A 12,308-nucleotide genomic window follows, 5' to 3' on the forward strand; every position below is an offset into this window, starting at 1 on the left:
TTTACAGCTCTTAACTCTTTAACGTGTTAGATTTTTCTACGATATAAGCCTGAGCTTCAATAGATAAACAATTTTTCGATAAATAACTTTTACCGCTTGTTTTATCCATAGTATAAAAAATAGTAAAGCCTAGCTCTGACTCTTTTATTTCAGTGGTATCTTGCCATAAAATTCGGCCTGAATTATAAAAGGATTCACTTAAAACGCCTTGTTCATCGATAGTTAACGTCACTTCACTATTAGAAGCCCTTGAGAGCATCTGTCTGATGACCCACCAAGGTTGGTGGTAAAATATACTTACGGCTTCCAATATCCCTAATGCGATCACAAACCAAGCCGCATAAGCATTTACCTGAGTGAAGAGTAAAAGATATAAACCAAACACCGTTAAAATACCTGATTTGAAATATGCCTTGTTCGAACGATCAACCGTATTGGTTTGGGTATAACATTCTATAAAATGCTGCTTATCTAGGGTAAATTTACTGGTAAAAGATGGAGAAGAAGTCATGAGGCTCTATAGCAATTATTGGAAATAATAAAAAACAGAGTCTAACAGATGTTAAACGGTAATGTCATTAGCTCCGCATGATCATAGTTAAGCACATATTTAAGTGATCAACTAAAGAGGATAACTGCGTAAAATCATCTGTTGTGATCTTTTTATTATTTGTTAGAAACTGTCCACAGACAACACCGATAGTTTTATTACCAATGCTTACTGGCATGATAGCGATAGCCCCTTCATTCATAAATGTTGCAAACTCTTTAGTGATTAAATCTCTAAACTGTCGATGCGTATAATCATTAATCAGTACAGGTATGCTCGAGGCTATAACACGTGTTATGGCACTTTCACTTTTTTGAATATTGAGAACATATTTACTGAGATCTTTCTCTCCATGCTCATTGAAAACAAAGCGGGATTTCACCATACTTTTATCATCAGATAGCATTAAAAAACTGCAACGTTCGAATTCAAAAGCTTTCGCGGCATCAATTAATACGGTTTGAATATATTCATTAAAATCACGACTAGTTTTCATTAACTTAGTTAACGACATGAAAGAAGAGAGTACCGCTTTCTCTTTACTAATTTGTTGGATGGAAGCAAAGTGCTTATTAACACCAAAATCGCTACCTTTAGGCAGTACCTTTATTAGATCAGATAGTACTTCTGCGCCATAGGAGCTTAATAACTCTACCGCCTTCTCTCGAGTATGAGCAATTCTCACCTTTAATTGTTTGACACTGATATCCATAATATCAGCGATACCTTCAAGTAAATCAGTAAAGTCTTCTTCATTATCACCAGGCTGAGCTATGTTAGCACTCAACTTATCAGCAAAATAAATGATCTTTATTTCATCGGTACGGCTTTCTGGCTGATCTAATGCTTTTAATAATAAATCACTTAAGTTCCAAGTGGTGGCTAAACCTTTGCTTAACGCATTAAAACTTGTCCCTATTTCTTGCTCGCAATATTGAGAAAAATCAGGATTATCCATATCAACAGAGTTTGCTAGTTTATCAGCAAATTCGCCGCCACTACTCCAAAAAGCAGTTTCCCCAATACTGTAAAGTAACGCTGCTAGATAAACTTCTTCTTGAGTTTCATCGCTATAATTGGGCACCATCATTTTAGCTAACATGGCAGCATAAAAAGAGTTGGCCATTAACTGCATCAGCTTTTCATAAACGCGAAAATCTAAACTTTTACTCGCTAATAAGCTATCGACTAATTTAGCAGTTAAACAAACATTTTTAACCGTTTGAATACCTAAAACAACGGTTGCTCTAGATACTGTCGTCACCTTATTAATACCTATATGTTGGGCATTATTGGCAACTTTTAGTAAACAAGAAGAGAGGGCTTGATCATGTAATATCGCTTTACTTAATTTGGGTAACGACGATTTATCATCATTCGAAAATTTATCAAGCATTTTCGCAGTTGAAGTTATTGCCGGTAGCTCAGTATTAGCAATCAACTCTATCCACTGCTCAGTCGTTTTGGGCGATTGTTTAATCATTAATAATGTTCACTTCAGATAAATCCCCTCAAAACCATCAAACACCTTATGAGCATTAATTTGAGTTTATTTTGAAATAGATACTATTAACTATGCACTCAATTAGTTGTTTTGTCGAAAGTTATTTATTTCCCCCTGTTAAAAACTACTACGATCAAAAAACGCCTGCTTTTCTTTACCTTTTTTAGCTAAACCATTTTGCATGGCTATACGTTGATTCTTTCTCCCTAGCAAACGTAACTGAGTGATTCGCTCCCAAAGCAAAGCGCCCCGAGTATCTTTTTTCCAGGTTTTTTTATACAGATATTTTGTTGCTGCAATAGCATCAGGGCTTTGCTTAGCAATTGTTTGCGCTAACGTTTCAGCAACCTCTAATGGTGTTTCACTCACTTTTGAAGCTAAACCGTACTCCGCAGCCTCTATACCAGAGAAAAATCGCCCTGTCATCGTCAGCTCTTGAGCAATATCAATACGAGTTAACCGCGACAGTGTCACCATGCCGCTCATATCGGGAATTAATCCCCATTTCATTTCTAAGATTGACATGTTGGCATCAGGCGTTACCACCCTATAATCGCAGCCTAAAATAATTTGCATACCTGCACCAAAGCAGTTGCCCTGTACAACAGCAATGACAGGAATAGATAAGTCACGCCAAACATGCCCAACACGCTGGAACATATTATCTTTTCGCCAAGGTAGTTTAAGAAAAAAACGCGCAATCATGGATGGGTGTTTAGCGACATAATTAAAATCTAAACCGGCACAAAATGAAGCTCCCTGCCCTTGTAAAATCACACAGCGAATAGAGCGATCTGTTTTAATACGTTGAGCCGTTTGCACTAATGCTTTAATAAGCCCTTCATCTAAACCATTATGCTTGTCGGGCCTATTTAAAGACACATAAGCAATATTATCATCAAGGTGAAAAAGCACTTTATCGTTAGCCATATTTTAATCATTATCAAACAAGTGGTATTTGCTAGTCTCTCACAAACACACTGGTAGAACCAGATGAAATATTCATATTACAAATATGTAAACAAGCAATAAAATACCTTATTTATACTCCATAAACACTATCGCTTGTGATAAACTGCAAAAACGCACCTAGATAAATGTCATTGCAAAAAATAATAAGCCATAGGCTACCTAACAGACAAACATGTTAATAAGCAATGATTCTGTTCCCTATAGGAAGTTACTTCCTAGGGATAATAGTTTAATTTTTCTAAGGAAATATCATGCAAGTTATTATTTTTGATGATGCACAACAAGTAGCCGAAAATGCTGCTGACTGGGTTGCTGAATTAATCAATAAAAAACCTTCTCCTGTTTTAGGCTTAGCTACGGGTAGTACCCCGATTAGTCTTTACCAACAATTGGTAAGCAAACATAAAACCAGTCAATTAAGTTTTAAAAACACCACCACCTTCAACCTTGATGAATACCTTGGTATTGAAGCGAGCAACGCGCAAAGCTATCGTCACTTTATGAATGAGAATTTATTTGATCATGTCGATATAAATAAAAACAACACCTTTTTACCTACCTGCGCTCAAGGACAAAATCCCAGAGAGCAAGGTTTAGCTTATGAAGAAAAGATCAAACAATATGGCGGTGTTGATTTACAAATTCTAGGTATCGGCGCTAATGGCCATATTGGTTTTAATGAGCCAACATCAAGCTTAGCTTCTCGTACGCGCATTAAAACCTTAACACAGCAAACACTTACCGATAACTCTCGTTTATTTGATGCCGATGAATTTCAACCTACCCTTGCCATGACCATGGGTATTGCCACCATTTTAGACGCTAGATATGTGTTATTAATGGCAACAGGTGAAAATAAAGCTAAAGCGGTAAAAGATATGGTTGCCGGCCCACTATCGGCGATGTGCCCAGCATCTGCATTACAAATGCATGAAAATGCCATCGTGTTACTCGATAAAGCCGCAGCTAGCCAGTTAGATGATCAAGAATATTATCAATGGGCTAATAATCAAAATATTAAAATCAACCAAGAGTTTGGTTTATATCATAATTACTAATTTAATAAGATAAGAGACACTATTGCTGCTTACCCGTTTAAGCTATACCAATCCGTATAAGAAAGTAATCGCTTAGCGAGAATTTAAAGGCTTAGAGGCAAGGCATTGATTGAAGAGAATGGTTATTCCCTTGTCAAAATCAATAACGCCGCATATAAGCTTTTAAAACTCGCCCTTCAGGAACGCATGGGCACCATGATAACTGCACAAAATTTGTTTGATGTAGAATAACTATACCTTCACATATTTTGTTTGTTCTAATGTCGCCCATGAAGTTCTAAGTGAGCACTTCTTTATGCGGAATGGTATTAACTGATAAGCAGCAATAATATTGTTAATTAAGTTTTTGCCAAATTCGTATTAGGTAACTTAGTTGATAACAAGGCGGCGATAATAATAAACGCCGTTGAAATCCATAAACAGGCTATCAAACCATATTCTTGAAACACTAAACCTGATAATACAGTACCTATCAAACGCCCCATGGCATTAGCCATATAATAAAAGCCAACATCAAGAGAAACTCCGTCTTCACCTGCGTAGCTGACGATAAGATAACTGTGTAAAGACGAGTTAACCGCAAATATAGCGCCAAAAATCAGCAAGCCACCCAAGAGTGAAAATTTAGGATAAAGATCAAAAGTGAGTGCTAAGGCAATAGCCGCAGAAATACTGGCTAAATATATGGCCCATTTAAGCGCCGCCCCACCTGAAGGAACTTTACCTTGTTTTTTACCGGTAAAATGTGGGGCAAAAGATTGCACTAGCCCATAACCAATCACCCAGCAGGCCATAAATGTACCGACCCACCAATGATCCCAGCCAAATGACGCAGCTAAATAAATAGGTAGTGCCACCACAAACCATACATCTCGAGCACCAAATAAGAAGAGTCGCGCCGCAGAAAGTATGTTGATGGCCGGGCTTTTAGAAAATATCTCGTTAAATTTAGGTTTGTTTTTCGCTTTACCTAAATCTTCTTTCAACGCAACAAGGCTATATACCCAAACCATTAGCAGCATTGCCGCCATCAACAAAATAGCCCCTTGAAATTCCAACAAGGTTAATAATAAACCGCCGAGGAAAAAACCTACCCCTTTTAAGGCATTTTTAGAGCCGGTAAGTACTGCTACCCACTGATAAAGTTTGTCTTGGGCATCACTTTTTACCAATAATTTTATCGAGCTTTTGGCGCTCATTTTATTGAGATCTTTAGCGATACCCGATAACGCTTGAGCCGCCATCACGTACACTACGCTAAGCATAGAAGATGGCGCAGCTAACATGGCTAACGCCAAAATTTGCAAGCCTAAGCCTATATTCATGGTTTTATTAAGGCCTATTCGCGCTCCTAGCCAGCCACCGACAAGGTTAGTAACCACACCAAAGATTTCATAAAACAAAAATAACATGGCAATATTAAGTGGGCTGTAACCTAACTGATGAAAGTACAGCACAATTAACATGCGCAGCGCACCATCTGTTAAGGTAAAAGCCCAATAATTACCTGTAATGATCAGGTATTGTTTTACTTGCCTAGACATACTAGACACGCCAGATAAAAGTGCCATTAGTTAAGATCTGAGCGGCCTACCATACGTGCTATTTCGGCGGTACGATTTGCATAACCCCACTCGTTGTCATACCAAGCATATAATTTAAGTTGGGTGTCATTAACCACCATAGTCGATAACGCGTCGATGATACTTGAGCGTGGGTCAGTTTTATAATCAATTGATACTAATGGTCTTTCTTCATAACCCATAATATCTTTCAATTCATTGTCTGCTGCCGCAGATAAAAATCCATTAACCTCTTCAACAGTGGTTTTACGCTTAAGCTCAAAAACACAATCTGTAATCGATGCATTTGCTAGCGGCACGCGCACAGCATGACCATTTAATTTCCCTTTTAACTCAGGAAAAATATGGGTAATTGCCGTGGCTGAGCCAGTAGTGGTTGGAATTAAACTCATGCCACAAGCACGGGCACGACGTAAATCTTTATGGGGCGCATCTAAAATCGTTTGGGTATTGGTAATATCATGAATGGTCGTCATAGAGCCATGCTCGATACCTATTTTTTCATGAATAACTTTTACCACTGGCGCAAGGCAGTTTGTTGTACAAGAAGCAGCAGTCACAATAGGGTGTAACTCTTTATTATATAAATCATCATTAACTCCCATGACGATATTTAAAATCCCCTCTTCTTTTACTGGCGCAGTCACCACAACACGTTTAACACCTTGTGATAAATATTTCTCTAATAAGGCAGTTTGTTTCATCACACCAGAAGCTTCAATCACCACATCACAGCCAGACCAATCAGTGTCTTCAATGGCTTTATTTTGACTACAAGTAATGACATGCTCATTAATGATGATTGACCCACCTTGGTGTGAGGCTTGATGACGCCAAATACCGTGTACTGAATCGAAAGTTAATAAATGTGCTAAGGTTTTTGCATCACCTTCGGGATCATTAATATGAACAATTTCTACATCATCCCAGTCAAACGCTGCACGCATTGAAAGACGACCCATACGGCCAAAACCGTTAATACCAATTTTAATTGTCATGCTGTTTCCTATCTAATAATGCTTACGCTAATTTATATGTTTCATTAAAATAATCTAACTGTACCGGATGCTTTAATGCTTTAGGTCGTATTGCTTGTACCGCACTAATAACACCTTTTGCCGCCCAACCATGTGCAGCTAATATCAAGCCAATAACTAAACCTGTTCGTCCTGAGCCACCTTTACAATGCACCGCGATACTACCGCCAGCTTGAATATGGGCAATGATACTCGTTTGATGTTGTTGCCACTTAGTTTCAAAAGCGGCATTCGGAGCTGCATCATCGGCAATAGGTAATTGTAGCCAAGTAATTTTATGCTCATGGCAAATATCAGGCAGCGAAGTTGCCTCCAACCTTGATATTTCTTCATCAAACATCAAGGTTAATAACATTGAAGCGCCAGCAGATTTTAACTGCGACACAGAATCAACAAGCGAGGCCTCTTTTGTACCAGGGCAAGGGGTAAATATTAGCTTAGCGCCATTTTCAAGGGTTAGCGCATCAAAGGGATGTTTATTCATAAAATTTTCTCTAGATAAGTTAATAACGACTAGCTGTAGCTAATCACAACAGTTACTTAAACGTTCTGGTCTATCACCCATGCTATGTAAGTTTTCTATGGCTGATTGCAAAAAGGCATTGTTCTCACGAGCCGTTAAACTAAGTACTTGCTTTGCCCACTCGGCTAATTCAGGATTAATGGCGTAATAAACCCACTGCTTTTGTTTTCGATCCGTTAACAAACCGCACTTTCGCAATTGTGCTAGGTGGCGAGAAACTTTCGGCTGGCTTTCTTCATTTAACGCCGTCATCAATTCGCACACACATAACTCACCTTCTCGTTCAATGAGTAACAGTGATTTCAAACGAATATCATCGGCAAGACATTTATAAAACTGCGTGGGCGACATCAATCATCTCTATGCTTTAACAATATAACAAAATTGTTATATACTAATTTTATTATATTGTAGTGAGTCATGAATTTATGTCAAGCTTGAATTATTCCTAATGACGATATTAGAAAAGCAACAAATAAAGGATTAGCATTAGGAAATGAACAGTTTAAGTTTAAAGTGGAGGACTTAAGCGGCAGGTCTGTGATCGAAGGTAAACGTGTAAGACCTATTGGTGGAAGAAAGCCTAGACTGTGACTATTAACTTAAAACGGCTATTAGATCACATTATTGCCCTATATCGTGAACTTGGTTTAGTGGTAATATTTAACATCATCAAGTTTACATACAGATTATTTAGCAATACTTAGTGAAGTGAAAGAATAATGAAAATTTGGCAGGTGTTTTGGCAGTTTTTTATTTTAGGGCTAATTAGTTTTGGTGGCCCAGCGGCCCATATAGGTTATTTTGAAAAAGTATTTGTACAAAAGCTTAAATGGATAGGTAGTGACGAGTATGCTCGTTTAATTTCGTTGAGTCAGTTTTTACCTGGCCCAGGTTCAAGTCAAATTGGTTTTGCCATTGGATTACGCCAAGCAGGTCTCTTTGGAGGTTGTGCAGCCTTTATTGCCTTTACCTTTCCTTCGGTATGTATATTATTCTTTTTGGCGTCGGCCCCACATATTCAAGAGGCAAACTGGCTAGCGAGTGTCACTCATGGTTTAAAATTATTAGCTGTAGTTGTAGTCGCTGATGCAACACTATCCTTATTTAAGAATTTTTGTAAGGAGCGCAATGCCGTTATTATTTGCGTACTAACGAGTGTTGCATTACTAGTTTTTCCGAGTATTACTACGCAAATGTTAGCACTTATTATGGCCGCAGCTAGCGGTATCTTGATGCATAAATCAACCACAAAGGCTGCTGTATTCCAATCCAAAAGGCCTATTAATTATGTACCGTTTATTATTTTTATTGTGCTATTCCTCGGACTTCCTTTATTAGCACAATCAACACTTTGGTTGACTATATTTACTGATTTCTATCAATCAGGTAGTTTGGTTTTTGGTGGTGGTCATGTAGTGTTGCCCATGTTACAACAGACGTTAGGTGAAGCCATTGATACCGACCGCTTTTTATTAGGCTATGCGGCTGCTCAAGCTGTACCTGGCCCAATGTTTTCGTTATCTGCATTTTTAGGGGCTGATTTATTCACAACGAATCCACTTATGGGAGCATTGATTGCAACTGTTGGCATTTTCCTTCCAGGCTTTTTACTTGTTCTTAGTTTTCATAAAGCGTGGGAATCCCTAGCGTCAAAGCCTAATGTTGCTGGGGCGGTGTGGGGCATTAATGCCTCTGTAGTAGGTTTGCTAATGTCAGCATTATATCACCCAGTATTTGTTTCTGCGGTTTTTAACCCTATTGATATGGCCGCAGTCATCGTTGGTTTTTGCATTATACGCACCACCAATCTATCCATAATGCTACTCGTAATGAGTTTTATAGCTTTTGGCTTTATTGTATCCTATGCACATTAATTATAGTGTTTCAATATCATATAAACTTCCCACCCTGTGTACTTAGCCATTCACCCAGATATTAAGGTGAGACAGGAAAATTATAGATCGTTGTTTACTCATCATGTTGAGCCAAAGTTGGTTGACGATATTAGACAAGCAACAAATAAAGGGTTAGCACTAGGAGATGAACAGTTTAAGTTTAAAGTTGAGGAGTTAAGCGGCAGGTCTGTGATCGAAGGTAAACGTGGAAGACCTATTGGTTGGAAGAAAAGTTAGGCTGTGACTATTAAATTAAAACGGCTCTGACCCCTTTTATTTCTCGACGATTAATGGAGTTTTTATTAGCGCCATTAATGCGTGGGGTGAGTGAAGGGGCAAGGGAAGGTAGTTTTTTAATGTAAGGAAACTGAATGAATCAATTACATAAGCGTCAACAAGGTGGAGGGATTATAAAAACCATTGTTTTTATACCTCTTGCCATTATAGGGTTTGCGATATTTTTTTTTATTTATACCGAGCTTAATAAGGCTTATTGGGATGTTCGAGTAAAGAAGCTTTGTGAAAAAGATGGAGGAATAATTGTTTATGAAAAAATATTTCTTAGTAAATTGGAATATGAAAGCCATTCCGGTTTAGCAAAAGGTTTAATAGCACCGCCAGAATCAAGTTCAAATATTGAAAAATACATTTTTTTTTCAAAATATAAAAAAGAGCATATTAGCGTATCGAATCCTGAGGTTTATAAAAGGGAAACTATTGTTTATAGCAAAGCAGAGGGTAAAATTTTAGGGAGAATGACTCATTACCGGAGAATTGGAGGAGACTTCCCAACAGTAATAGCTCATCCGTCTAGTTTTGGATGTGAAAATACCACAAATTTAAGACTGTTATTAGACAGAATATTTTTTATTAAGGAAGATTCAAAATGAACGTAGAACAAATATTTAATAATGCTGCATTGGCACAAACGGCTTATTCAATCTTAAGTACAGGTAATACTGTAGATCAACTTAATGCATTAACAGATACTAACGGCGCTAGTATGACTCAAACTCAAGCTGAAACATTTTCCGCCTTATACCCTGTAGTAGTAAGCCAATATTCTGATCCAGTTACAGGCTTTTCTGCAACTATTTTCAAAACCTCTACCGGAGAGTTAACTCTTTCTATACGTGGTACAGAAATTGGAGTGCCAGATATATCGACCGATTTGAGTATAGGTCTTTATGGAGGCGGTTATGATCAAATCACAGCTATGGTGAATTGAATAAAAGGAATAAAAGGCTCAGAGCCGATTTAAGCGTGATAAAAGTAAAAACCGACTGATGTCGGCTTTTATCATTATGAATCTATAAAGTTACCCCTTACACCGCAAACGGGTACTTAATTGCGTCATGGCATTCATAACCTTCCACAGTAAAGTCATCCATGGTGACCCAAGTTTCTAAATCTTTTAACGACTTAATCTCAGGGTTAATGATTAATTTAGGAGATGGTAATGGTTCACGCTTTAATTGTACGTCTTTCATTAATGCCAATTGGTCTTCATAAATATGGGCATTGACAATTTTATGGTACGCCTTGCCGGGTTTAAGACCGGTAATTTGTGCCATAATAGCTAAAAAGAAGAACACTTGCACTTGGTTAAAATTTTTTGTGACATTAGGGGTTTAAATTAAATCGTTTCGCACAAGATTAAATATTTCTCTTAATTACCGTACATTACCAAAAAAATAATTGTCAGCTGAAATATTTATTAGCTAATTCTATTCACGCACTTCAGCTCATAACTACCTCAGAGATTTTATCTAAAATACATTACAACATAATACAAATTAATTTAAGTGCTAATCAGTAATAATAAAGGTAAACAGTCTTTATGCCTAAGTTCAATATTCGAAACATCATTAGCTATTATCGGGTTGTTGGTCAAAATTGAGACCCTGTAAAAATACATAGTAATATAATACAACCCACTAAGTTCTAATTCGACAACAACATGGGTAAACAATCCCTATTTTGATCATCTTAAGTTAAACCATGTTATCCTGATGTGTAAAATAGTTTAACTTAATCACAAACGAATGATTTATTTAGATACTGCCGCGTCATACCCTATCCTGCCTGAAGTCAAACAATCCCTAAATGAGGCTTTTGAACATTATTATGCTAACTCTGCATCGAGTCATTTATTAGGAGAGCAAGTTTCTGATGAAATTAATAAAGTCCGAGAACAACTAGCAGATCAAATAGGAGCATACCCAAGTGAAATTATTTTTACCAGTGGTGCAACAGAATCGAATAATATTGCTTTTAAAAGTCTGCTTTTAGGTAAAGAAATATCAGAAGATAAAAAGCATATTGTAACTACTCAGGTTGAACATAAATGTACATTTGCCATATGTGATTATTTTAAATCCATCGGTTATGAAGTTACTTATGTAAAACCAAATAAAGATGGGATAATTGAAACTGAAGCAGTCACAAATGCAATCAGACCAGATACAGCGTTTGTTTCAGTAATGCATGTAAATAATGAGTTAGGAACTATTAATCCTATCGAACAAATAGGAAAAGCCTGTTTTGATGCTGGGGTATTATTTCATAGTGATGCAGCTCAAAGTTTTGAAAAAGTAGATGTTGATGTAGATGATATTAATGTAGATGCCATGTCATTTTCTGCTCACAAAATTGGTGGGCCGAAAGGGATAGGCGCAATCTATATTCGTGATTTACGTAAAAAACATTTAATGCCATTGATACACGGAGCCGGGCAAGAAGATGGCTTACGAGGCGGTACTGTTGCAGCACCACTAATTTTAGGTTTTGGTGCAGCTATTAAATATTTTGGAAAGTACTATTCCAGCTTTAAATCTAAAAATATTAAACAGTACTTTCTAAGTAAGCTTAAAGCCGAAAACGTAATATTTAATGTCAATGGTGCCAATACATTAGCAAATTGTTTATCGATAACGCTACCTGAAACAGATACAGAGACATTGGTTAGAAAAAACGAAACCCTATTATGTTTAGCACAAGGTTCTGCTTGCTCATCAAAAGAAATAGAACCATCACATGTGCTCTGTGCCATCGGTTTAACAAGAGAAATAGCTGATAAAACTTTTAGAATAAGTTTTCCACTAGACATCAATTATGATTCGATAGACAAACTAGCCGAAGAGATTAAAGCTTTTTCTTAATCTCATCGTAGATCTATTTGTG

The 12,308-nt window shown here is 37.2% G+C and carries 13 protein-coding genes and 1 pseudogene; 6 read left to right on the forward strand and 8 right to left on the reverse strand.

Translation table 11 applies throughout. From position 1 onward, the window contains the following. Positions 1-10: 10 nt before the first annotated feature. The 3 genes from AC27IF_RS06675 to AC27IF_RS06685 form a co-directional block, all read right to left on the reverse strand. The gene (locus AC27IF_RS06675) at positions 11-511 is read right to left on the reverse strand and encodes a YcxB family protein (protein ID WP_487053089.1); all 501 of its coding nucleotides are present in this window, start codon (positions 509-511) and stop codon (positions 11-13) included. Between the two features lie 67 nt (positions 512-578). Then, positions 579-2,033, reverse strand: coding sequence for an HDOD domain-containing protein (locus AC27IF_RS06680; RefSeq protein WP_487053090.1), 1,455 nt, complete (start codon positions 2,031-2,033; stop codon positions 579-581). 138 nt (positions 2,034-2,171) lie between these two features. After that, positions 2,172-2,984 (reverse strand): crotonase/enoyl-CoA hydratase family protein, encoded by an 813-nt coding sequence (locus AC27IF_RS06685; RefSeq protein WP_487053091.1) that lies wholly within the window; start codon positions 2,982-2,984, stop codon positions 2,172-2,174. Positions 2,985-3,277: 293 nt separating this feature from the next. Here AC27IF_RS06685 and nagB point away from each other — a divergent pair, with 293 nt between their 5' ends. Then, entirely contained in the window at positions 3,278-4,084 is an 807-nt protein-coding gene (gene nagB, locus AC27IF_RS06690) for a glucosamine-6-phosphate deaminase (RefSeq protein ID WP_487053092.1), read from the forward strand. A gap of 338 nt (positions 4,085-4,422) precedes the next feature. Here nagB and arsJ read toward each other — a convergent pair whose 3' ends face one another. Genes arsJ through AC27IF_RS06710 form a run of 4 tightly spaced genes read right to left on the reverse strand, consistent with a single transcriptional unit; the run spans position 4,423 to position 7,578 of the window. Then, on the reverse strand, positions 4,423-5,655 hold the full coding sequence (gene arsJ, locus AC27IF_RS06695) for an organoarsenical effux MFS transporter ArsJ (RefSeq protein ID WP_487053094.1): 1,233 nt from the start codon (positions 5,653-5,655) through the stop codon (positions 4,423-4,425). After that, the gene (locus AC27IF_RS06700; RefSeq protein WP_487053095.1) at positions 5,655-6,665 is read right to left on the reverse strand and encodes an ArsJ-associated glyceraldehyde-3-phosphate dehydrogenase; all 1,011 of its coding nucleotides are present in this window, start codon (positions 6,663-6,665) and stop codon (positions 5,655-5,657) included. Before AC27IF_RS06700 ends, arsJ begins: the two co-directional genes overlap by 1 nt. 22 nt (positions 6,666-6,687) lie before the next feature. After that, a complete protein-coding gene (locus tag AC27IF_RS06705; RefSeq protein WP_487053096.1) occupies positions 6,688-7,188 on the reverse strand; it encodes a phosphatase domain-containing protein in 501 nt (166 codons plus the stop codon). A gap of 39 nt (positions 7,189-7,227) precedes the next feature. After that, complete coding sequence (locus AC27IF_RS06710; RefSeq protein ID WP_487053098.1) at positions 7,228-7,578, reverse strand: metalloregulator ArsR/SmtB family transcription factor; 351 nt, start codon at positions 7,576-7,578, stop codon at positions 7,228-7,230. Positions 7,579-7,949: 371 nt separating this feature from the next. Here AC27IF_RS06710 and chrA point away from each other — a divergent pair, with 371 nt between their 5' ends. The 4 genes from chrA to AC27IF_RS06730 all read left to right on the forward strand — a co-directional run bounded on the left by chrA (position 7,950) and on the right by AC27IF_RS06730 (position 10,353). Continuing rightward, on the forward strand, positions 7,950-9,104 hold the full coding sequence (chrA, locus tag AC27IF_RS06715) for a chromate efflux transporter (RefSeq protein WP_487053099.1): 1,155 nt from the start codon (positions 7,950-7,952) through the stop codon (positions 9,102-9,104). A gap of 90 nt (positions 9,105-9,194) precedes the next feature. After that, positions 9,195-9,362 (forward strand): hypothetical protein, encoded by a 168-nt coding sequence (locus AC27IF_RS06720; RefSeq protein WP_487053100.1) that lies wholly within the window; start codon positions 9,195-9,197, stop codon positions 9,360-9,362. Positions 9,363-9,496: 134 nt separating this feature from the next. Continuing rightward, a complete protein-coding gene (locus AC27IF_RS06725; RefSeq protein WP_487053102.1) occupies positions 9,497-10,015 on the forward strand; it encodes a hypothetical protein in 519 nt (172 codons plus the stop codon). Next, entirely contained in the window at positions 10,012-10,353 is a 342-nt protein-coding gene (locus AC27IF_RS06730; protein WP_487053104.1) for a hypothetical protein, read from the forward strand. Before AC27IF_RS06725 ends, AC27IF_RS06730 begins: the two co-directional genes overlap by 4 nt. Before the next feature lie 97 nt (positions 10,354-10,450). Here AC27IF_RS06730 and AC27IF_RS06735 read toward each other — a convergent pair. Next, positions 10,451-10,738, reverse strand: a pseudogene (locus AC27IF_RS06735) (thymidylate synthase); the annotation flags it as partial. A 432-nt stretch (positions 10,739-11,170) separates the two neighbouring features. On the opposite strand from AC27IF_RS06735, the gene AC27IF_RS06740 reads away from it, so the two are divergent. Next, a complete protein-coding gene (locus AC27IF_RS06740) occupies positions 11,171-12,286 on the forward strand; it encodes a cysteine desulfurase family protein (protein WP_487053106.1) in 1,116 nt (371 codons plus the stop codon). Positions 12,287-12,308 lie beyond the last annotated feature (22 nt).

This window comes from Colwellia sp. KS18-150 (assembly GCF_057551365.1).